A 20,073-nucleotide genomic window follows, 5' to 3' on the forward strand; every position below is an offset into this window, starting at 1 on the left:
ACGCCTCGCAGCCGCCAGGCAGCCTGAAAAGCGTGGAGAACCAATCGGATTTTCGATGAGCATCGTTTTTTGAAGTGCTGACCGCTCGATAGCCGGAGAGTATTCGGCTATTTCAGACCATCCTTAATACTGAATGCTGGCCCCGGTTATTTTTACCGGGGCTGGATCGGTTTATGATGCTCGATTAATCCGGCAGTGATGGCCAGATCGAAATTCCAAGGAGTGTTGCATGACCTTTTCCTTTGTCGTCAAGGCAGGTGTATTGCTGCTGTTTTTCGGCAGCACGTTGTATGTTCACCTGCGCGGCAAGGCGCGTTTGCCAATGTTGCGCCAGTTCGTCAACCACTCGGCGCTGTTCGCCCCTTATAACGCCTTGATGTACCTGTTTTCCGGCGTGCCGTCCAAACCCTACCTGGACCGCAGCCGCTTTCCCGAACTCGATGTACTCAAGGACAACTGGGACGTTATCCGCGAAGAGGCCATGCACCTGTTCGACGAGGGCTACATCCGCGCTGCCGAGAAAGACAACGACGCCGGTTTCGGTTCGTTCTTCAAGAAGGGTTGGAAGCGGTTTTACCTGAAGTGGTACGACAAAGCGTTGCCATCGGCCGAAGCCCTCTGCCCAAAGACCGTTGAGCTGGTCAACGGCATCCCCAACGTCAAAGGCGCGATGTTTGCGCTGCTGCCTGGCGGCAGCCACCTGAACCCGCACCGTGATCCGTTCGCCGGTTCCCTGCGTTACCACCTGGGCCTGTCGACGCCGAACTCCGACCACTGCCGGATCTACGTCGATGGCCAGGCCTACGCCTGGCGCGACGGTGAAGACGTGATGTTCGACGAAACCTATGTGCACTGGGTGAAAAACGAGACCGAGACTACTCGGGTGATCCTCTTCTGTGACGTCGAGCGTCCGTTGAACAGCCCGTTGATGACCCGCATCAACCGCAAGGTCAGCGCCTTCCTCGGCCGCGCCACCGCGCCGCAGAACACCGATGACGAGCGTGTTGGCGGGATCAACCAGGCCTATGCCTGGAGCAAGCGCTTCAGCAATGTCATCAGTGCTCGGGTCAAGCAGTTCAAACGGGCCAATCCCAAGGCTTACCGGGTGTTGCGTCCGGCGCTGGCGGTGGTGGTTGCCTACCTGTTGTATCGCTGGTTGTTCTGAATCTTCATCGCCGACTTGCATGCCTTGCATGCCTTGCATGCCAGAATCACTCTGGCTATAGTCAGACCCACTTCACCTCACCGAAGACCTGCTCATGCCAGCTTCCTGCCCATCCACCGTATTCGCTACCGCGCACGACGCGGTTGTCGTTGTGCGTGGGAGTCAGCAGCCGGCCATGATCAGTCACTACCCACCACCTGTCAGTAGCGTGGTTGCGTGCGTTGTCGCACCGCCAGGCGTGGTAGTGCTGGGCTAAGCGGCCAATCGCTGCGTCCCGTCACATCTGCACCCTACTGAATACGGTTGGCTGCCCACCACGGGCAGCACCGTTCGGCTTATCTGCCCGAATTACAGGTGGCATTCATGTTTGTTCTATCGAAAGAATCCGTGGCCTCGGCGGCCACCACCAGCCTGTTCGTCCTGCTCTGGAGTAGCGGGGCGATTGTCTCCAAGCTGGGGCTTGCCCATGCCAGTCCCTTTGCTTTCCTGCTGCTGCGCTCGGCCCTGGCCCTGTGCGGTCTGTTATTGCTCGCGCCCTTGCTCAAGTTGCGCTGGCCGCGCGGACGGGTGGCAGTGCTGCAGGCGCTGTCTACCGGTTGCGTGTTGCTCGGTGCCTACCAGATCTTCTACCTGCTGGCATTGAACATCCAGGTGACCCCCGGTGTCATGGCCACGGCCATGGGCGTGCAACCCATCCTCACCGTGGTGTTGATGGAGCGTCAGCGGTCCTGGAGCCGTTTGTTCGGTCTGGGCCTGGGTTTGACCGGGTTGATCATGGTGGTCTTTCAGGGCATCAACCTGGGCGGCGTTTCGCTGATGGGAATGCTTTTTGCGTTGCTGGCGTTGGCGAGCATGACCTTTGGTTCGATCATGCAGAAGCGCATCACCAGCAACCCCATGGGCACCTTGCCGCTGCAGTACATCGCCGGGCTGCTGATGTGTGCGCTGTTTGCGCCGTTGCAGCCGCTGCATGTCGAACTGACTGGCAGTTTCATCGGCGCGTTGCTGTGGATGGGGTTGGTGGTCTCGCTGCTGGCGACTCTGCTGCTGTATCGGCTGATTGCCCGTGGCAACCTGGTCAATGTCACCAGCCTGTTCTACCTGGTGCCCGCGGTGACGGCGATCATGGACTACCTGATTTTCGGTAACCGCCTGGCAGCGCTGAGCCTGTTGGGCATGGGATTGATCGTGATCGGCTTGTTGTTTGTGTTCCGCAAACCTGCGGTTAGCGCTGCACAACTCCAGGCCGACTAGGCCGCATCGCCGCCCGGCGCTTGCCGGGCGGCTTTCTCTTCAGAAGTAGTAACCAATGTTGATGTTGGTGCGGTAGTACCAGTCGTTGCTACCGATGGAGCTGGTACTGGTCCAGCCGGTACCGTTTTCCGCGCCACCAAAGGGGTTGGCGTTCTTCGCCCAGGTAAAGTCGACCCAGGCCATGATCGGCATAGCGAGAAATTGTGCACCGACCGTATACATCTGCGAGTCGTCCCAGCCGCTTTTGTCTTTCATCATCCGGCTGTAGTCGTTGTACAGCTTGATCTTCTTCAACTGCCCAAGGTTGGGGGTGAAGATGTCGTAGCCGATGTTGAGCGAGGCGATGGTGGCCTTGGCGGCGATCAGGTAGGCCGGGGTCAGGCCGTTGCCGCCCATCAGTACCGAGTCGTTACTGACCCCGTCGGGGTTTTTCGGGTCGTATCCGTAGCGGATGGCCTGGCTGGTCACGGTCCACGGCCCGGCGTTGACGACCGCATGTACACCACCGGCCCAGTAGTCGCCATCGTCGTCGGTGGTGGCGTTGTAGAGTTCGGCAGCCGCCAATGAGGCGCCGATTTCAGTCTTCCAGCCATCACCGCTAAAGGTCCGTGCGACCCGCGCGTTGACCTGATTGCGCTTTTCGTTGTCCTGGCGCGACTGGGTGAAGGGTACGGCGTTGTCGTTCAGGTCGGCAAAGCGGCCGACTTCCGGCGAGTAGCGGATACCGCTGGGCAGCATGCGCGGGAAGTAGCCCAGTTGCAGGTCCCAGTCCTGGTCTTTGTAGCTGTACTTGAGGCCTGTACCGGCGCTGACGCCATAGCCCATGAAAAACGGGATGTGGTAGCTCCAGCCAAACTGTGGGTAGGGCTCAAGGCCGAAGGGTTTGAATGGCGCGCCGACCTGCAGGTTGGCATTGGGGGTAAAACAGTAGCCGACGTAGCCGCGGTCGATGGAGCGTTTGCCGTCGTCCTGGAACCAGTAGCCGACATCGCTGAACAGCTGCTTGTGGGTGGCTTGCACATCCAGGCGGAAGGTATCGAATAGAAAGCGGCCGTTGTTTTCGGTGGTGTCCCAATGTTCATCCCGGTAGTTCACCCGCAGGGCGCCGCCAATATCCAATGAGCTCTGGCCGTCATCGCTGCGCCAGGCGATATGCGGGAACGGCTTTTTTACCGCAGGCGGTTGGTCGGGTGCGGCCGGGCCGGGTTCGGAGGCGAAACTTGCGCAACTGCTGAGGATCAGGCCCAGGCTTACCACGTACTTGTTCATATCATGCCCTGCAAGGTTGAGCCATTTCTGTGGGCAACAGCTGTCCGGCGCCTTGAACAAGGCGTTAAACGGGAATCAGCGATACTGCGCACTTGGCTGGGGGTGTTGGGTTTTTATTGTTTTATAGGCGGTACGTTGTTTTATGTTTGGATGCGATAGGGAAAGAGCAGGAACTGTGCCAGTGCGGACAGGTGGTATGTTTCCGGGTAAAAACTATTGAAAACAATTGTTTATATTTGAAACGACTGAAGTTGTACCGTGTATGGAACGGGTTGGAGATTAAGTAACAGCGGTGTGCAATTGCAGTGCGGTTTATTTGCACAAGGCGCTTTAATAGCGCGTGGTTTGTTTTGTGAGTGGATAATTAGCAGGCTATTTTTTAACCCCATGGGTCAAAAAAACCGGCACACAGGGTGCCGGTCAATTGCGCGCGTAATTCTGATAACCAGTTACAGGTCGAGCACCATGCGCCGGCTCTTACAGCCGGATACACAGACCATCATCGATTTGTTCGCCGCCCGTTCAGCCTTGGTCAGCACCCCGTCACGATGGTCGATATCGCCTTCCAGTACGCGGGTCTCGCACGAGCCGCAGACCCCTTCGCGGCAGCTGTACTCGATATCGCATCCGGCTTCGAGCAGCACGTCGAGCAGGTTCAGTCCCGGCTCGATGTTCAATATCTTGCCGGACTTTTTCAGTTCGACGCTGTAGCTGTCCTGGGCATCTTCCGACGGTGGCAATTCGGCCGCAGTGAAGCGTTCGATATGTGCATGGGGATAGCCGAGGCTTTCGCAGGTGCTTTCGAAGGCATCAAGCATCGGCGTCGGGCCACAGCAGTAGAAATGGGTGTCACGCGGCTGGCCAGCCAGGTAATGGGCCAGGTCCGGCACCGCGCCTTTCTCGTCGTTGAAGTGATAAACCACCTTGGCATCGAGGCCGCTGAGTTGCTCCAGCAGCGCCGCTTCCTTGCGCGATCGGGCGCAGTAGACCAGTTCGGCGGATTTACCCAGAGCCAGCAACTGGCGGAACATGCAGTAGATCGGGGTGATACCGATACCACCGGCGACCAGCACGTTATGGCTGGCGTGCGGGTCGAGGGCAAAGTTGTTGCGCGGTTGCGAGATGCTCAGTTGCGTGCCGACGCGCAGTTGCTCATGGACGAAAGCCGATCCGCCACGGCTGTTGCGGTCACGCAAGATAGCGACCACATAACGGCCCTGATCGCTTGGCGAGTTGAGCAATGAGTAGCTGCGCACCAGACCGTTGGGCAGGTGCAGATCAATGTGCGAACCGGCTTCGAACGGCGCGAACACGGTATCGCCCCAAGGGCGCAGTTCGACGCTGATAATGCCTTCGGCTTCGTGGCGCAGGGTGTGCACCAGCGCCGTGATGGTAGAGGAGTTGGACATCATTCACCTCGTTGGCGCAGTGCGCATGTCAATGTCGAGCCGGGCGCAGGCTTCGATTTCCACCACCAGTTCCGGGAACACCAGGGCGCTCACTTCGACCAGGGTGGAGGTGGGGTAGCAGGCGAAGCCTGCAAAGAAGTCGCGACGGGCGCGACCTACTTCGTCCTTGTCGGCAATCCGGGTGAGGTACAGGGTCAACCGGTAGATGTTGCCGATGTGGCCGCCCGCCGCCTTCACCAGCGCCAGCACCTTGTTCAGCACCACCAGGGTCTGTGCATAGGCATCGAGCGGGGTACCGGTTTCGGCGGCCTGACGGGTGGCGGGATGCCCGGTCATCCCGGACATCACCAGCTCATTGCCGAGCAGCAGGGCGTTGGACCAGCTGGCCGTGGCCAGCTCGGCCACTGCCTGCGCCTGAATACGCTGCACGGCCTGGCTCATGACAGCTGCTTCGCTTCGATCAGCGCCAGTTGCTCCTTGGCCTTGCCCTTGAGGTAGCGGCGCAGGCGCACTACACCCAGGTCATGCTGATAGAGGTTTTCGCGCTGGTTGGCGTCGGCTTCCATGAACTCCAGCAGCACCCGGTCCTGTTCCAGCACCGCCCAGTGGCGCGCTTCCAGGCGATTCTTGTAGAGGAAACGCCAGGTGTCGCGCTGCCAGCCGGTCAAGGGCCGGGCACGCCAGTGGAACACGGCGGACAGGCTGCGGCTGCTCGGGGTGTAGCTGCCGATGATGGTGAAGTTGCCGCCCGGACCACCGGTTTTCGGATACGGGATTTCCAGGCGCAGCCAATGGCAGCCGTTGTCGAGGAATTCGGTCCAGTCGAAGTTGACCCCGCGCTGGCCTTCCTTCTCGAAGAAGAAACCCTGGTCGGTGTCGCGAGTGACGAACTTGGCGGTGGCTTCGCCTTCGCTCATCGAGTGCGACATCTTGTGCAGGTAGGTGCCGTGCATCGGGTCCATGACGTTGTCGAGCACGTAGCGATAGTCACCTTTCCACTCGGTGTAGCAGAGAAAGCTGCTCCACTCGGGCGAGGTCAACTGCTCGGGCAGCACCAGCTCCGGCGGCGTATCCAGGTGAGGATCGGTGGCATTGAACAGAAAGATCGCGCCGGCCGCTTCACGGGTGTGGAACATGCGTGTCGGGCGGCTGCCTTCAAGTTTGCAACCGGGGCTGCCGGGCACCTTGGTCACGGTGCCATCGCAGCGCACTTCGACGCCGTGGTAGGGGCACTGCAGGCGGTCACCCAGCACCGGGCCCTGGGACAACGGGGCGCCACGGTGCGGGCAGTGGTCTTCGAGGGCATGCACGCTGCCATCGTTGTCGCGCCACAGGGCGATCTTGTAGCCCAGGCGACGGACCGACAGCGGCTTTTCGCCGAGCAGCTGCGACGGCAGGACCGGAAACCAGAGGTCTTTGAGGCCATTGGCCAGGTGATTCTCAACAGGGTCGACGGTGAATTGCATATTCATCTTGTCTTTACCTCCGGCGGGTCATGCGCCCAGCCGAGTCATCAGGGTTTTGTAGGCGTCTTCGGTCCATTCGCCGCTGGTCAGCGGGCAGGGCGGCCCGGCCAGGTTCAGGTGCGCGAGCAGCTCGGGCAGCTGGGTCACGCCATTGCCATAGGCGCGCTCGATGGAGTCGCCAAGCAGCTCTTCGAACTGGGTGTTGGGCCGTTTGCGGGCCTGATGCGGGTCCAGATAGCGTTCGGTGTTGCTCATGTCATTGACCTCCATTGCGGACCCGTTCGCGGATCATTTCGCGGACCGGGACAAAGTCGTACGTCGGATAGCATTCGGTGCGGAACACGCCCCAGGCGGCGCGCTCCAGTTCCACATTGACCTTGCTCAGCAAGCTCGGCGGCAAGCACAGGGTGACGATCTGGCCGAGGCCCATGGCCACGGTCCAGGACATCACCTCGACACCTTCGGGCGGGAAGCTGTGCCACCAGCCCATGGTTTTCATGTGCGCCTGGATCTGCTCCAGGTTCTTCGACTGGTCGTGCTTGAGCACGACGGTCAGCAGCATGGATTCGCTCATGGTCATCGGCTCAGGCTGCACGGCTGGTCGGTACGGTCCAGGCGTCGTAGCCGTAAACCCAGTCGGCATTGCCGCCGGCCTTGAGCCACTGATTGCCGCGCGAACCGATCTGGATCTGGCTGGTGCGCTCCAGGCGTGCCTGCTGATAACCCTGCAAGGCGCCGGCGATCTGTGCCGTGTCAGTCACGCCGTGAAGATGGCGAGCCAGGACTACAGCGTCCTCGATCGCCTGGCCGGCACCCTGAGCCATGAACGGCATCATCGGGTGGCAGGCATCGCCGAGCAGGGTGATCGCCCCCTGCGACCAGAACGGCAGCGGATCACGCTCGTACAACGCGGTTTTGAGCACGTCGTCGCAGGCGTCGAGCAGGGCGCGGGCGTCGGCATGGAAGTCCTGGTAGTGGCTGCGCAGCTCGGCGGCATCGCCTGCAGTGGTCCAGGATTCGAGGTGCCAGCTGTCCTGGGCGGTGGTGGCGAAAATGAAGATGTCGCGGCCCTGGTTCAGCGGGAAGGTGACGATCTGGCTCTGCGGATTCGGTCCCCACCATTTGGTGAAGGCCTGGATGTTCGGCACCTGCGCCACACGACTGAGCGGAACCACGGCGCGGTAGGCAACCACGCCGGTGAAGCGCGGTTGCTCTTCGCCGAACAGCGCGTTACGCACCACGGAATGAATGCCGTCGGCACCGATCAGCAGGTCGGCACGATGCTGGCTGCCATCCTTGAAGCGCAGTTCGACACCCTCGGCATCCTGCCGCACCTGTTCGGCGCGTTTGCCGAACTGCACGTTCTGCAGCGGAAACACCTCAGCCAGCGCGGCCAGCAAGTCGGCGCGGTGGATGGTCAGTTGGGGCGCGCCGTACTGGCTTTCGGCGGCATCGGCCATTTCCAGGCGCGAGGTCTCTTCACCGCTGTCCCACAGACGGCTGATCCGGTGCGTCGGGCGTGCTGCCGGAATACGCACGGCCGCGCCAACGCCGAGGCCGTCCAGGGCACGAACGGCATTCGGCGTCAGGTTGATGTCGGCACCCACCCGCAGGAAGGCTTTCGACTGCTCGAAAACCGTTACCTCGTGACCGGCCTGGCGCAGGGCGATGGCGGCGGTGAGGCCGCCGATTCCGGCACCGTTGATAGCGATGTTCAACGAAGACATGGGCGACTCCTGATCAAGGTTTCGGTTTGTCGGTAAGGAACTTGCCTTGCGGCGCTTCGACGTGCTGCTGGCGCCGGGTGTTGCCATCGATGCCACCGGCAATCGCCCATTCGGCGAACACCGTCGGGCCGGGCTCGAACTCGCGTGGTTGCCAGTCGCCGGTCAGCTGGTCTTCGTCGGCGTAGTACTCGACCAGCGCGCCCGCCGGGTTTTTGAAGTACCAGAAGAACGCCGACGACACCGGGTGACGGCCAGGCCCGATCTCGGTGGTCCAGCCGCTGCGCGAAATGTGCATTCCGCCGCCGAACACCTCGTGCAGGTCGCGCACGGTGAAGGCCACATGGTTGAGGCCCGCGCGTGGTGCTGGCAGCTGGAGCATGAACAGGTCGTGGTGGCCGCCTTCCTCGGCGGTGCGCAGGAAGGCGCCGCGATTGGGGTAGCGGTCCGAGGCCTGGAAGCCGAAGCGCTCGTGGTAGAAGGCTTCGCAGGCGTTGACGTCCTTGACGAAGAACACCACATGGCCGACTTCGATGGGCGTGGCGCGCTCATACACCGGCGCCGGTTTGTTGATCCGGCCTTTGGTCTGCCAGGTGTTATGGCCGCTGCATTCGATCTCCAGCGCGCGCTTGCGGGTGACTTGCAGGCGGATTGCCAGGCCATTGGGATCGGTGCAGCCGATCCGCCCGTTGCCTTCGACAAAGCCCGGGTCGTTGGCGATGCGCTGGCTGTACAAGGCCAGGTCAGCTGCGCTTTCCACCCCCCAGACCACCTCGCGCACGGTCGAACCCGGCTCGATGGCCGCTGGCAGGCCGGCCTTGTTGATATCGGCCAGCACCACCCGGCAGCCGTTGAGGGTTTCGAAGATCACCTCGTCCGGCTGCTCGCTGACTTTGTTCAGACCCCAGTCGCTGAAGAAGCGCACACAGATGTCGAGGTCTTCAACGCCATAGGTGACTTCATCGATACCTAAAACACTCATGACCTTGCCTCCACACCGGCCCAGGCCAGTGGCTGTTCGTTCATGCCCCAATAGAGGCTCTTCTGTTCCATGTACTGGAGGATCCCCAGGCGGCCTTTTTCACGACCCAGGCCGCTGTCACGCCAGCCGCCGAACGGGGTGGAAATGGAGAACTGCTTGTAGGTGTTGATCCACACAGTGCCAGCCTGGATCTTGCGTCCCAGGGCCCAGGCGCGTTTGTAGTCGCGGCTCCAGATCCCGGCGGCGAGGGCGTAGAGGCTGTCGTTGGCCTGCTCGATCAGTTGTTCTTCGTTATCGAAGGGAATAGCCACCAGCACCGGGCCGAAGATCTCTTCCTGGCAGGTCTGCTGGCTGTTGTTCAGGCCTTCGAGAATGGTTGGCGGGTAGAAGTAGCCGTGGTCGTAAATACCGCCGGCCGGACGCTGGCCACCGAGCAGCAGACGACCACCCTCGGCCAGGCCAAGAGCTACATAACGCTCCACCGACTCACGGTGCGCGGCGCTGATCAGCGGGCCCATCTGCGTGGATTCATCGGCCGGGTCGCCCAGGCGCAGGCGCGCGGCGCCAGCGACCAGACGCTGCATGAACGGTTCATACAGGGCGCGGGCAACGAACAGCCGCGAACCGGCGATGCAAGCCTCGCCCGAAGAGCTGAAGATGCCGTAGAGCACGCCGGCTACCGCGTGATCCAGATCGGCGTCATCGAGGACGATGGTTGGCGATTTGCCGCCCAGTTCCAGCGATACCGGCATCATCTTGTCGGCGGCGATATGAGCGATGTGTTTACCGGTCCGGGTGCCGCCGGTGAACGACACGCGCTTGATCAACGGGTGCTGGGTCAGGGCGTCACCGAGCAGCGAGCCTTTGCCTGGCAGTACGCTGATCAGGCCCTTGGGCAAGCCTGCGTCTGCGCAGATCTGCGCCAGTTGCAGGGCCAGCAGCGGGGTGATTTCCGCCGGCTTGATCACCACCGCGTTGCCAGCGGCGAGGGCCGGAGCGACTTTCTGTGCTTCGCTGGCAATCGGCGAATTCCACGGGGTGATGGCGGCAACCACACCCATCGGCTCGTAAACGCTCATGCTGACGAAATCGCCGCGCGATGGGGTGATGGTTTCTTCCAGGGTTTCGCAGGCGGCGGCAAAGAACTGGAAGGTACCGGCAGCGCTGGCGACCAGTGCGCGGGTTTCGTTGATCGGTTTGCCGTTGTCCTGGCGCTGCAATTGAGCGAGCTCTTCGCCACGCTCACGGATCAGTTCGGCGATGCGGTACAGCACGGCGGCGCGCTCGTGAGGTTTGCGCTGCGCCCAGCCGCTGTGCAAGAAGGCCTGGTGCGCGCCTTGTACGGCTTGCTCGACATCGTCGAGGCTGGCGGCATTGAGCCAGGCCACCGGCTCGCCCGTGGCCGGGTAGCAGGTGGCGTAGCGGTCGCCGCCGCCCAGGCGCCAGGTGCCGGCGATGCAGATAGGTAAGGTCTGTTCCAGAGTCATCGACGTTCCCCTAGATGGAAATGGCGTGCGCGTGGTTGCCCAGGGCACGGACCACGCTGTACACGGTCAGGGCCGAGGTTTTCGGGTTGGCCTGCAGCGGCTTGCCGCGCAGGCTCATCTCGAATCCGCCAAAGGCGCCACGGGCTTCGAAGTGGTGGACGTTTTCTTCGCTCAGCGGGTCGGCGATCAGCGTTACCTGGGTGCGGTCCAGGCCCAGCCCGGCCAGCGACAGGGTGGCAGCGACGTTGGCGTTCTTCGGGTACAGCCGCGCCGCTTCGCGGGCGCTGCCCTGGAAAATCACCGTGGCTTCGCTGATCGCTTCCAGGTCGCAGACCTGCTCGGCGGGGGTGTTCTTCCAGGCCTTGGCCGGTTTGCGGCCGATGTAATCGACCGAATCCAGGCCGCCGACCTTGGCTGCCGACAGTGCGTCGATGCCACCGATGGCGCCGGGCAGCAGCTCGATGCGCGTATTGCCACGCGCCGCAGCGGCCTCCAGGCGTTCGACCAGGCCCGGCTCCGACAGTGCGCCGACCGAGACGATCAGGCAGGCGATGCCGCGCTCCAGCGCCGGCAGCACGTGCTCTTCAATGGCCAGGTGACCGGCGCACTCGACCAACAGGTCCGGGCGCGCCTCGGCGGGCAGGGCGGTAAGCACCTGCGGCGGGCGCTTGAAACTGGCCAGGCGCTGCTGCACCAGGGCTTCGGAGCCGGCCGAGGCGATCACCTGCTCAACGCGCAGTTGCGGGTCGTTCTCCAGCAGTTCCAGCACCGCGACGCCAATGGCGCCGCAGCCGATCATAGTAATATTGAGCATGCTCAAGACCTCAGGCCGTGGCTTTCTGGGCTTTGGTCTCGCTGTTGGGCGGACCGGCGAACTGGGTGGCGAAGCCGCCGACGCTGAGCATGTCGACTTCCAGCAGGAACGGGCCGCCCTGGCTCAGGGCGTTGTCGAGCAGCGGGCCGAAGTCCTTCAGGTCGCTGACCAGGCCATGGCGCAGGCCAATCGACTCGGCGAGCTTGGTGTAGTCCGGGGTGTGCAGTTCGACATAGGCATGGCGGGCGCCGTAGATGGCGTCCTGGATATTGCGGATCACCCCGTAGCGCTGGTCGTTCATCAGCAGGATCACCACATTGGCTTTTTCCTGCACCAGGGTCGCCAGCTCACCGAGATTGAGGATGAAGCCGCCGTCACCGGCCAGGGCGAACACTTTGCGCTGCGGGTCGGTTTCCGCCGCAGCGACGGCGGCGCCGATGCCCATGGCCAGACCCTGACCGATACCGCCGCCCAAGGCATGCACGCCAGATAGCGGGTGGTAAAGGTTGAGCAGGCGATTGCCCCAGATGCTGTTGGACAGGGTCACGTCGCGCACCCAGGAGAAGTTGCGCCCGGTCAGCCCCTGCAGCTGTTCGACCATGGCCGAATACGGGCCCAGGTCGGCGACCAGTTGCGTACGGGATTGGACGCGCACGGCCTTGAGTTCGTCGATGAACGTCGGGTCGATATTCAGTCGGCCTTGTAAGCGATCCGCCAGGCCATCGAGGGCCAGTGCCGAATCACCGCAGATGAACAGCTCGCTGGAGTAGCCGCGGCCTTCGATCGCCGGGTTGGCGTCGATGCGCAGGGTCGTGCGCGGCAGCTTCAGGGCGTACTTGAAGGTCTCGTTGCTGCGCAGGCGTGAACCGGCCACCACCAACGCATCGCAAGCCTGCAAGAAGCCTTCGACCAGCTTGTTCTGCGAGAAGGCGCCGAGGCAACGTTCGTCGTCTTCGTTGACTACTCCGCGACCCTGGGTTGAGGTAATGACGCCGACGCCCATGTCCAGCAGGCGCTTGACCTGCGCTCCGGCATGCCGGGCACCGCCGCCGAGCCACAGCAGTGGGCGGGTGGCGCTGGCCAGGCGTTCGGCGACCAGGTCCAGGGCTTCAGGCGCCGGTACCGCTACCGGGATCGGCAGTGGCGAGAGGTCGGTGGGCATAGGAATGAAGGTCGACTGGATGTCGATCGGAATCTCCACACTGACCGGACCGGTGGGCGCGGTGAGGGCGGTCTGCACGGCCAGCTTCAATGTGCTCAGGGCAGTTTCTACGCTGCGCACGCGGAAGGCAGCCTTGGACACGGCCTTGAGCATGGTCAGCTGGTCGCGGGCTTCGTGGATATAGGCGAAGTCCTGGTCCAGGTACGGGGTTTCGATCTGCCCGGTGATGTGCAGCAACGGCGTACCGGCGGTCAGCGCCTCGACCAGCGCACCGGCAGCGTTACCGGCGGCAGTCCCGGTGGAGGTCAGGCACACGCCCAGGCCACCGGTGGTACGGGCATAGGCGTCGGCCATGTTGGTCGCCCCGGCTTCGCCACGGGCCATGACGAAGCGGATGTTGCCGCGCACGGCGAAGGCATCGAGGATCGGCATGTTGTGGATCGAGATCACCCCGAAGGCGGCCTTGACCTCGCATTGTTCAAGGAACGCGGTGATGGCAGCGCCAACGGTGACAGTGTTTTCATTACGCATGGCGGGACAGGCCTCCAGAAACATCGATATGGCTGCCAGTGGTGTAAGCCGACAGGGGCGAAGCCAGGAACAGGATGGCCTGGGCTGCTTCTTTGGGCAGACCCAGACGACCCAGGGGAATGTGTTTGCGTTGCGCCAGTTGTGCGGTCCATTGCGGCCAGTCGAGCTCCCGCTCTTCGCGGGCCTCGAAGCGACGGCGCCACTGGCCCGACTCGACCAGGCCGATAAGGATGCCGTTGACCCGGATACCTTTCTCAGCGAACTCGGTAGCCATCGAACGCACCAGGTTCTTCAGCCCGGCGCGGGCCGCCGAGGTGGCGACCATGTGCGGCTCGGGCTGGCTGGCCAGCAGCGAGTTGACGCAGATGATCGAAGCGCTGGCCTGGCTTTGCAGTTGTGGCAAAAAGGCGCGGACCGGATAGATCACCGAGAAGAACTTCAGCTGCAGCTCTTCGCTCCAGGCCTCGTCGGTGGTGTCGGCGAAGGTCGAGACCCGGCCTTGTCCGGCGTTGTTGATCAGCACCTGGGCAGGCCCCAGGGCTGACAGGCTGGCGGCGGCGAATGACTTGACCGAGTCGGCATCGAGCACATCGCACACCCGGGCCAACAGGCGTGCTTCGGGGAAGCGTTCGCGCAGGCGTGCTTCGGCGCTGTTCAACCGTTGCTGATCACGGCCGCAGAAGGCCACCGCGGCACCGGCTTCGAGCAGTTGTTCGACACAGGCCAGGCCAATTCCGGAGGAACCGCCGGTAACGATGGCGGTGCGCCCTTGCAGTTGATAGAGGTTGCTCATCTCAATCCCTCATCAAGGCAGTGACGCGGCCGGAACCGGCGTTAGGGGTGTAATTGAGCAGGCGCGACAGCTCATCGGCGCTGCCACGAACATGGCCGAGCAAGCCGTCGAAGTTGATGTGGCCGACCTGCACAGTGGGAATGGTCACGCCCATGGCAGCAACCACCCGGCCACTGTGATCGCGCACCGGGGCGGCGATGGTCGAGATCGACGACTCGAAGAAACCTTCACCGCTGACATAGCCGCGCTGACGGTCGCTCTGTACCAGGTCGAACAGCTCCAGCACGGTTTTCGGCGTGCATGGCGAGTGCTGTTCCAGGTGCTCTTCCGGGTACAGCTCGCGCAATTCGGCCAGGCTCAGGTCTTCCAGCAGGATGCGCCCGAGCACCGTGGCGTGGGCGGGCAGGCGGGTGCCGACGTTGACGGCGCTGGAGAACACCGACGGCGGCGAGACTTTGGCCACATAGACAATCGAGCGGCCGTCGCGGACCACCAGGTTGCTCGGGTAGTTGAGGTGATCACACAGCCGCGCCAGCAGCGGCTGACCCAGCTCGGTCAGCTCCAGCGAGGCCAGGTATTCGAAACCCAGGCGCAGCACCGACATGCCCAGGCGGTATTCATTGCCGCTGCGGGTGACGAAGCCCATGGTTTCCAGGGTGGTCAGCAGGCGGAAGATGGTCGAGCGCGGCAGCTCCAGGCGCCGTGCCAGTTCCGGCGCGGTCAGGGTACGGTTTTGCCGGCTGAACTCGCAGAGCAGCAACAGGCCGCGCTCAAGGCCGGGGACGATGTACTTGTCCTGGTTGTCCTTCAACAGATCCGAATCATTCATAGCGCAGTACCTGTCAGTGAGACGTCGAGGGCCCGGACAAGCTGGGTTGCCACGGCCTCGGGTTGTTCGATCGGGCTGGCATGGCCAGCCGCGGCAATCAGGCGAAATGGAGCGCCCAGGCTGTCAGCCAGGGCCTGGCAATCAGCTGGGGTGGTAATGCTGTCGGCGGCGCCGCAGTGCACTTCACAGGGCACAGCCAGGTCGGCGTAGCGCAGCAGGTCATCGCCACAGAGCAACTCGATGGCCTGGCGATAGCCCTGGGGAATCAGGCGCGCCATGTTCCATTGCACCCAGGCGCGGGCCTCGGCGCTGGCCACTGGCGAGAGCATGTGCGCGCTGCGCTGGCTGGCCATCTGGGCGATGCCCAGTTGCTCGAGGTTGTGCAGGCGCTGGCTGCGCACCTGTTGCGCCTGCTCGACACGGGCCGGGTCGCCATAGCCGCGGGCGGGGCTGATCAGCACCAGTCGGCTGACCCGTTGCGGCTGCTGGTAGGCCAGGGCCGCAGCGCTGAGGGCGCCGAGGGAATGGCCGACCAGCACACAGTGATCAATGTGCATTGCATCGAGCAGTTGCCGCAGGCGCCGGGCATAGTCAGCGGCCTTTGGTGCAGGGGCGGCCAGTGGGCTGGAGTCGCCGTAGCCAGGTGCATCCCAGGCGAGTACCCGGGCGTGCTGGCTCAGTTGCACGGCCACCTGCAGCCAGGACGCGGCGCCCGAGCCAATGCCATGCAGCAGCACAATGGCAGGCCCGTGCCCGGCTTCGCGGATCGCCTGGGCACCGTCGGCCAGTTGCAGCAGGCGCTGGGGAAAGCGCTGTTGCAGCTGGGCCTCAAGGGCAGCGAGCGAGTTGTCGGTGGCGTGCAACATGGCTTTACCCGCGCTTGATCGAAGCCAGCGGATGCGCTGGCGGGTAGGTCGGGGTGACCGGCTTTTTCGCGCCGAGCATCACGCACATCAGCGCGTCTTCGTCGCCGATGTTGATCTCCTCGCGGTACACGCCTGGCGGCACCGAAATAAGATCACGATCGGTGAGCACGGTCTCGAAGCGCTCGCCGTCCTTCTCGATGATCACCTTGAGCTTGCCGCGCAGCACGAAGAACACTTCCTCGACGTCGGTATGAATATGTGGCGGGCCCTCATGACCGGCTGGGATGACCATGGTCGAGAAGGTGAAGTTTTCCGAAGGGATGGTGTTCATGTCGCTGTTGACCCCGGTGCCACCGGTGCCGACGTAACGCATTTGCGCACGGCGGAACTTGGGGTCGTAGTCGGCCTGGAACTTCAGCGCGTCCCAGTCGTACTTGCGGGTTTCATAGCGGGCGATGCGGGTTTGCATCCAGCCAGCCAGGTCCGAGCCTGCGGGTTGTTCCCAGGTCTTCGGCGCGTCGTTTTGTACGGAAAGGTCGGTCATGGGTTTCTCCTTGCTCAGGGCATGACGAACCCGCCGTTGACCGGCAGGGTTTGTCCAGTGATGAAGCGCGACAGGTCGGACAGGGCGAACAGCACGGCGCCGCTGACGTCTTCTGGCAGTTGTGGGCGTTGAATCGCCCGTTGTTCGGTGTACAGGCGGTGACGTGCCTCGGGCACATAGGCCGTGGCCTCCACCAGCACCAGGCCGGGGGCGATGGCGTTGACGGTGATGTTGTCGCTGCCCAGCTCGCGAGCCAGGCTGCGGGTCATGGCGATGATCGCGCCCTTGCTGGCGACGTAGGCGAGCAGGTTCGGTGCGCCCCACAGCGGGGTGTCGGACGCCAGGTTGATTACCGCACCCTTGCCGCTGGCGCGCAGGGCCGGCAGGCAGGCGCGGGTCATCAGCCAGGTGCCACGGACGTTGACCTGCATGACCTGGTCCCAGGTGTCGATGTCCAGTTGCTCGCAGGTCTTGCCGCCGGAGTTGGTGATCGAGGCGTTGTTGACCAGGCCGTCCAGGCCACCGAGCTCGGCCGTCGCGGCAGCGACGCAAGTCTCAATAGACTCGGGGTTGCCCAGGTCGAGGGGCACGCCGGTCACCTGCAAGCCTTGTTCGCGCAGTTCACAGGCGGCCTGCTGCACGCGCTCGGCGAGGATATCGGCGATCACCACCCGGGCACCGGCCTGGCCGATGGCCTGGGCGAAGGCATAGCCCAGGCCGCGGGCGCCACCGGTGACCAGCACGCGGCGGCCTTCAAGCATGGTTTTGAATGGGCTCATCATTGGGTACTCAGCATGGCTTTGGGCAGGTAGTGCAGGACACGCTTCTCGGCCCAGACCACCGCGCCGTAGGCCAGCACGCCGATCAGGGTAAGCATGACGATGGCGACGAAGACCCCGGCGGTGTTGCCCTGGCCCTCGGCGTCTACCAGCAGGAAGCCCAGGCCCTGGTTGCCACCGACCAGTTCACCGACGGTGACGCCGATCACCGCCAGGGTCGAGGCGATGCGCAGGCCGGAGAACAGCGCGGCCATGGCCGAGGGGAACTCCACCAGGCGGAAGATCTGCCAGCGGCTGGCGTTCATGGTGCGCACCAGGTTGATCATGTCCGGATCGACAGTGCGGATCGCCGAGAGCACGTTGATCATCACCGGGAAGAACACGATGAGGATGGCGATGAGGATCTTCGGGTAGATGGTGTAGCCCAGCCACATCACGAACAGCGGTGCGAAGGCGACTTTCGGGGCGATCTGCAGGGCCAGGATGTACGGCGAAAGCATGGCCTCGGCCGACGGCGACAGGCCCAGCGAGACACCGATGGCAACGCCTAGCAGGGCACCCAGGCCGAAGCCGACGATGATCTCGAAGGCGGTGATCAGGGTGTGCTGCAGCAGGCTGCTGGATTGCCACATGACCACGCTTTCCTGGGCCACGCGGCTCAGTTGCGGCATGACGAACTCGGGCATGCCGAGCAGGCCGGGGCCCCACTGCCAGAGCAGCAGGAACAGGATCAGCAGGGCGACGCTGCCGAACACGGAGGTGTTGAGGTTTCTCATCGGGCTAATACCTTGTTATGCATCCAGGCTTATTGCGCAGCCGTGGTGGTTTCGATGAACTGGTTGCTGTAGAGCTCGTCGAGCTTGGGTTCCTTGGCGACGATGCCTTCGCTGACGTAGAACTTGCGTACCGCGTCGAGGCGCACCGGGTCGATCTGCCCGAGTACGGTCTGGTTGGCGTAGACATGCTCGACATAGAGGCGGAAGGTTTTCTCCAGCGCCGCTTCCTTGCCGGCATAGGCAGGTACCGCCTTGGCGAAAGTGGCGGCCGCGGCTTTCGGGTCCTGGATGATGTCGCGCATGCCTTGCAGGGTGGCCTGGACCACGCCGCCGACGATCTGCGGCTGGTGCTTGATGGCGTCGTCGGAGGCGAGGATCGCCTGGGCCATGCTTTCGAAAATCTCCGTCTGCGGGATCAGGATGATCTTCAGCCCGGCCTCTTCGGCGTTGACCACCCAGTCCGGTACCCCGGCCATGGCCTGGGCCTTGTTGGCCGAGAACAGTTGCCAGACACCCGACGGGCCGGCGGCCTGGATGTCGACATCGGTCTTGCTCAAGCCGGCTTTGCGCAAGGAGGCGAGCAGGGCGTAGTAGGTGGTGTCGGAGTAGGACATCACGGTCAGGGTCTTGCCCTTGAGGTCCTTGATCGACTGGATGTTCTCGCCGGCGTTGGTGGCGATCATGGTCACGCCACCGGCACCGAGCACCGCCACGGCGCGCACCGGGATGCCGTTGGCACGGACCACGATCGGGGTGTCACCGATAGCACCGCCGAGCATGGCGTTGCCGGCACCGATCTGTTTGGCGACATCCACACCGCCCTTGGCGGCGATGAACGTCAGGTCCAGGTCCCTGGCACTGTAGTAGCCCTTTTCCTTGGCAATGATCCACGGCGCAAAGGCCGGTGAATTGGGTGGCGCGGGCAGCAGGTAGGTGACCTTGGTCGGCTCTGCCTGGGCGCTGAGCGCCAGGCCAAGGCCGAGGGCGATGGCGGAAGTCTGCGCAAGGCGTTGCAGGGACTTGAACATGCGTACTCCTGAATCGGTTGATGGGCCGTGAGGCGTTGATCAATGCAGTTCGGTGTCTTCGCCGACTTTCAGCAGTTCCATCAGACGCCCCGCCAGCGGGCCGATCTCCGGCAACTTGCGGCGCTCCAGCGGGTTGTCGCGAAACGGCAGGTCGACGTGGATTTCTTCGATGATGGTCCCGGGGCGGGCGCTCATGACCAGCAGGCGGTCGGACATGGCAATCGCCTCGACCAGGTCGTGAGTAATGAACAGCGCGGTTTTCTTTTCTTCGAACAGCATCCGCGCCAGATCCTGTTGCAGGATCATCTTGGTCTGCGCATCGAGGGCCGAGAACGGCTCGTCGAGGAACAGTACCTGCGGGTCAATGGCCAGGGTCCGGGCCAGGGCTGCACGCTGGCGCATGCCACCCGACAGCTGGAACGGGTAGTGGTCGGCAAAGCCTTGCAGGTGGCAGCGATTGAGCAGATCTTCGGCAATCGGCTGGCGCTTGGCGGCGGCCATACCCTGGATTTCCAGGCCCAGCTCGACATTGCGGCGGATACTGCGCCACGGCATCAGCAGGTCCTTTTGCAGCATGAAGGCGACCTTGCTCACGGGCCCGGTCACGGCTTCGCCGCCGACGAAGACTTCGCCTTCGCTGGGCCGGTAGAGACCTGAACCCATGTTGAGGATGGTGCTCTTGCCGCAGCCGGACGGGCCGATGATCGACACCACTTCGCCGCGACGAATCTTGAAGTTCACCTCGCGAATGGCAAAGGGTGCCTCGGACTTGCCCTTGGCCGGGAAACATTTGCCGACGTTACGAAACTCGATTTCGGTCGGTTCCAGGTCTTCCCTGGCGTGTGGCGTATTCCATTGAGGGGTGATTGCGTACATCTCTTTCACAGCCATTGGGGAAGCTCTCTGGTCTGTTTTATAGGTGATACGCCGTTTAGTGCATGAACAATGCCAGTTGTGATTACTCCTACGCTTAAAGGTAAAAGCTCTTATTTTATAATGGCTTACTGAAATTCGAAGAAAATCTGATTGTTTTATATATGAAACAAGGTTTTCTATATGGCACGAAATTGCACAGCAACTGCGCGCGACAATTGCTGATGCGAGGAAACAGGGCTTTTTTCGGTAACGGACAGGAAAGATTGGTTTCATGGGTGAAACCAAAGAGCATCGCGGGGCAAGCCCGCTCCTACCGACC

Annotated in this window: 22 protein-coding genes; 2 read left to right on the forward strand and 20 right to left on the reverse strand. The window is 62.8% G+C overall.

Annotation, left to right across the window (positions count from 1 at the left end; genetic code table 11):
- Positions 1–229: 229 nt before the first annotated feature.
- Positions 230–1,165 carry an aspartyl/asparaginyl beta-hydroxylase domain-containing protein gene (locus ACRESH_RS22765; protein WP_431744095.1) on the forward strand — a complete coding sequence of 312 codons (936 nt, stop codon included), beginning with the start codon at positions 230–232 and terminating at the stop codon, positions 1,163–1,165.
- Between the two features lie 61 nt (positions 1,166–1,226).
- Here ACRESH_RS22765 and ACRESH_RS22770 read toward each other — a convergent pair whose 3' ends face one another.
- Positions 1,227–1,352 carry a hypothetical protein gene (locus ACRESH_RS22770; RefSeq protein WP_431744096.1) on the reverse strand — a complete coding sequence of 42 codons (126 nt, stop codon included), beginning with the start codon at positions 1,350–1,352 and terminating at the stop codon, positions 1,227–1,229.
- A 176-nt stretch (positions 1,353–1,528) separates the two neighbouring features.
- On the opposite strand from ACRESH_RS22770, the gene ACRESH_RS22775 reads away from it, so the two are divergent.
- Positions 1,529–2,419 carry a DMT family transporter gene (locus ACRESH_RS22775; protein ID WP_431744097.1) on the forward strand — a complete coding sequence of 297 codons (891 nt, stop codon included), beginning with the start codon at positions 1,529–1,531 and terminating at the stop codon, positions 2,417–2,419.
- Between the two features lie 39 nt (positions 2,420–2,458).
- Here the strand turns inward: ACRESH_RS22775 and ACRESH_RS22780 are convergent, their stop codons facing one another.
- The 19 genes from ACRESH_RS22780 to ACRESH_RS22870 all read right to left on the reverse strand — a co-directional run bounded on the left by ACRESH_RS22780 (position 2,459) and on the right by ACRESH_RS22870 (position 19,754).
- The gene (locus ACRESH_RS22780) at positions 2,459–3,688 is read right to left on the reverse strand and encodes a hypothetical protein (protein ID WP_431744098.1); all 1,230 of its coding nucleotides are present in this window, start codon (positions 3,686–3,688) and stop codon (positions 2,459–2,461) included.
- Positions 3,689–4,137: 449 nt separating this feature from the next.
- Positions 4,138–5,097: a PDR/VanB family oxidoreductase gene (locus tag ACRESH_RS22785; protein WP_431744099.1), complete on the reverse strand. Its 960-nt coding sequence runs from the start codon at positions 5,095–5,097 to the stop codon at positions 4,138–4,140.
- A gap of 3 nt (positions 5,098–5,100) precedes the next feature.
- Positions 5,101–5,538: a Rid family hydrolase gene (locus tag ACRESH_RS22790; protein WP_431744100.1), complete on the reverse strand. Its 438-nt coding sequence runs from the start codon at positions 5,536–5,538 to the stop codon at positions 5,101–5,103.
- The gene (locus ACRESH_RS22795; RefSeq protein ID WP_431744101.1) at positions 5,535–6,569 is read right to left on the reverse strand and encodes a Rieske 2Fe-2S domain-containing protein; all 1,035 of its coding nucleotides are present in this window, start codon (positions 6,567–6,569) and stop codon (positions 5,535–5,537) included. The genes ACRESH_RS22790 and ACRESH_RS22795 overlap by 4 nt, the downstream gene beginning before the upstream one ends.
- Positions 6,570–6,590: 21 nt before the next feature.
- Positions 6,591–6,818, reverse strand: a complete 228-nt coding sequence (locus tag ACRESH_RS22800) for a recombinase-like helix-turn-helix domain-containing protein (protein ID WP_431744102.1) — start codon at positions 6,816–6,818, stop codon at positions 6,591–6,593.
- Position 6,819: 1 nt separating this feature from the next.
- On the reverse strand, positions 6,820–7,137 hold the full coding sequence (locus tag ACRESH_RS22805) for a hypothetical protein (RefSeq protein WP_431744103.1): 318 nt from the start codon (positions 7,135–7,137) through the stop codon (positions 6,820–6,822).
- Between the two features lie 10 nt (positions 7,138–7,147).
- On the reverse strand, positions 7,148–8,290 hold the full coding sequence (locus tag ACRESH_RS22810; protein ID WP_431744104.1) for an FAD-dependent monooxygenase: 1,143 nt from the start codon (positions 8,288–8,290) through the stop codon (positions 7,148–7,150).
- Between the two features lie 13 nt (positions 8,291–8,303).
- On the reverse strand, positions 8,304–9,269 hold the full coding sequence (locus tag ACRESH_RS22815) for a VOC family protein (protein ID WP_431744105.1): 966 nt from the start codon (positions 9,267–9,269) through the stop codon (positions 8,304–8,306).
- Positions 9,266–10,756, reverse strand: coding sequence for an aldehyde dehydrogenase (locus tag ACRESH_RS22820; RefSeq protein WP_431744106.1), 1,491 nt, complete (start codon positions 10,754–10,756; stop codon positions 9,266–9,268). Before ACRESH_RS22820 ends, ACRESH_RS22815 begins: the two co-directional genes overlap by 4 nt.
- A gap of 10 nt (positions 10,757–10,766) precedes the next feature.
- The gene (locus tag ACRESH_RS22825; RefSeq protein ID WP_431744107.1) at positions 10,767–11,570 is read right to left on the reverse strand and encodes an aspartate dehydrogenase; all 804 of its coding nucleotides are present in this window, start codon (positions 11,568–11,570) and stop codon (positions 10,767–10,769) included.
- 10 nt (positions 11,571–11,580) lie between these two features.
- The gene (locus ACRESH_RS22830; RefSeq protein ID WP_431744108.1) at positions 11,581–13,263 is read right to left on the reverse strand and encodes a thiamine pyrophosphate-binding protein; all 1,683 of its coding nucleotides are present in this window, start codon (positions 13,261–13,263) and stop codon (positions 11,581–11,583) included.
- Positions 13,256–14,056, reverse strand: a complete 801-nt coding sequence (locus tag ACRESH_RS22835; protein WP_431744109.1) for an SDR family oxidoreductase — start codon at positions 14,054–14,056, stop codon at positions 13,256–13,258. The genes ACRESH_RS22830 and ACRESH_RS22835 overlap by 8 nt, the downstream gene beginning before the upstream one ends.
- Position 14,057: 1 nt before the next feature.
- On the reverse strand, positions 14,058–14,885 hold the full coding sequence (locus ACRESH_RS22840; protein WP_431744110.1) for an IclR family transcriptional regulator: 828 nt from the start codon (positions 14,883–14,885) through the stop codon (positions 14,058–14,060).
- Entirely contained in the window at positions 14,882–15,751 is an 870-nt protein-coding gene (locus tag ACRESH_RS22845) for an alpha/beta fold hydrolase (RefSeq protein ID WP_431744111.1), read from the reverse strand. The genes ACRESH_RS22840 and ACRESH_RS22845 overlap by 4 nt, the downstream gene beginning before the upstream one ends.
- A gap of 4 nt (positions 15,752–15,755) precedes the next feature.
- Positions 15,756–16,295, reverse strand: coding sequence for a cupin domain-containing protein (locus ACRESH_RS22850; protein WP_342622953.1), 540 nt, complete (start codon positions 16,293–16,295; stop codon positions 15,756–15,758).
- A gap of 14 nt (positions 16,296–16,309) precedes the next feature.
- Positions 16,310–17,074, reverse strand: a complete 765-nt coding sequence (locus tag ACRESH_RS22855; protein ID WP_431744112.1) for an SDR family oxidoreductase — start codon at positions 17,072–17,074, stop codon at positions 16,310–16,312.
- A complete protein-coding gene (locus ACRESH_RS22860) occupies positions 17,074–17,850 on the reverse strand; it encodes an ABC transporter permease (protein WP_431744113.1) in 777 nt (258 codons plus the stop codon). Before ACRESH_RS22860 ends, ACRESH_RS22855 begins: the two co-directional genes overlap by 1 nt.
- A 29-nt stretch (positions 17,851–17,879) precedes the next feature.
- A complete protein-coding gene (locus tag ACRESH_RS22865; protein ID WP_431744114.1) occupies positions 17,880–18,878 on the reverse strand; it encodes an ABC transporter substrate-binding protein in 999 nt (332 codons plus the stop codon).
- 39 nt (positions 18,879–18,917) lie between these two features.
- Positions 18,918–19,754 carry an ABC transporter ATP-binding protein gene (locus tag ACRESH_RS22870; protein WP_431744115.1) on the reverse strand — a complete coding sequence of 279 codons (837 nt, stop codon included), beginning with the start codon at positions 19,752–19,754 and terminating at the stop codon, positions 18,918–18,920.
- Positions 19,755–20,073 lie beyond the last annotated feature (319 nt).

This window comes from Pseudomonas sp., assembly GCF_050739775.1.
Lineage (GTDB): Bacteria > Pseudomonadota > Gammaproteobacteria > Pseudomonadales > Pseudomonadaceae > Aquipseudomonas.

Coding starts and splice junctions, on each gene's coding strand:
- ACRESH_RS22805 (WP_431744103.1), bottom strand. CDS start 7,137: ATGAGCGAATCCATGCTGCTGACCGTCGTGCTCAAGCACGACCAGTCG.
- ACRESH_RS22850 (WP_342622953.1), bottom strand. CDS start 16,295: ATGACCGACCTTTCCGTACAAAACGACGCGCCGAAGACCTGGGAACAA.
- ACRESH_RS22835 (WP_431744109.1), bottom strand. CDS start 14,056: ATGAGCAACCTCTATCAACTGCAAGGGCGCACCGCCATCGTTACCGGC.
- ACRESH_RS22825 (WP_431744107.1), bottom strand. CDS start 11,570: ATGCTCAATATTACTATGATCGGCTGCGGCGCCATTGGCGTCGCGGTG.
- ACRESH_RS22870 (WP_431744115.1), bottom strand. CDS start 19,754: ATGTACGCAATCACCCCTCAATGGAATACGCCACACGCCAGGGAAGAC.
- ACRESH_RS22865 (WP_431744114.1), bottom strand. CDS start 18,878: ATGTTCAAGTCCCTGCAACGCCTTGCGCAGACTTCCGCCATCGCCCTC.
- ACRESH_RS22780 (WP_431744098.1), bottom strand. CDS start 3,688: ATGAACAAGTACGTGGTAAGCCTGGGCCTGATCCTCAGCAGTTGCGCA.
- ACRESH_RS22795 (WP_431744101.1), bottom strand. CDS start 6,569: ATGAATATGCAATTCACCGTCGACCCTGTTGAGAATCACCTGGCCAAT.
- ACRESH_RS22840 (WP_431744110.1), bottom strand. CDS start 14,885: ATGAATGATTCGGATCTGTTGAAGGACAACCAGGACAAGTACATCGTC.
- ACRESH_RS22775 (WP_431744097.1), top strand. CDS start 1,529: ATGTTTGTTCTATCGAAAGAATCCGTGGCCTCGGCGGCCACCACCAGC.
- ACRESH_RS22800 (WP_431744102.1), bottom strand. CDS start 6,818: ATGAGCAACACCGAACGCTATCTGGACCCGCATCAGGCCCGCAAACGG.
- ACRESH_RS22855 (WP_431744112.1), bottom strand. CDS start 17,074: ATGAGCCCATTCAAAACCATGCTTGAAGGCCGCCGCGTGCTGGTCACC.
- ACRESH_RS22810 (WP_431744104.1), bottom strand. CDS start 8,290: ATGTCTTCGTTGAACATCGCTATCAACGGTGCCGGAATCGGCGGCCTC.
- ACRESH_RS22790 (WP_431744100.1), bottom strand. CDS start 5,538: ATGAGCCAGGCCGTGCAGCGTATTCAGGCGCAGGCAGTGGCCGAGCTG.
- ACRESH_RS22815 (WP_431744105.1), bottom strand. CDS start 9,269: ATGAGTGTTTTAGGTATCGATGAAGTCACCTATGGCGTTGAAGACCTC.
- ACRESH_RS22785 (WP_431744099.1), bottom strand. CDS start 5,097: ATGTCCAACTCCTCTACCATCACGGCGCTGGTGCACACCCTGCGCCAC.
- ACRESH_RS22830 (WP_431744108.1), bottom strand. CDS start 13,263: ATGCGTAATGAAAACACTGTCACCGTTGGCGCTGCCATCACCGCGTTC.
- ACRESH_RS22860 (WP_431744113.1), bottom strand. CDS start 17,850: ATGAGAAACCTCAACACCTCCGTGTTCGGCAGCGTCGCCCTGCTGATC.
- ACRESH_RS22820 (WP_431744106.1), bottom strand. CDS start 10,756: ATGACTCTGGAACAGACCTTACCTATCTGCATCGCCGGCACCTGGCGC.
- ACRESH_RS22845 (WP_431744111.1), bottom strand. CDS start 15,751: ATGTTGCACGCCACCGACAACTCGCTCGCTGCCCTTGAGGCCCAGCTG.
- ACRESH_RS22765 (WP_431744095.1), top strand. CDS start 230: ATGACCTTTTCCTTTGTCGTCAAGGCAGGTGTATTGCTGCTGTTTTTC.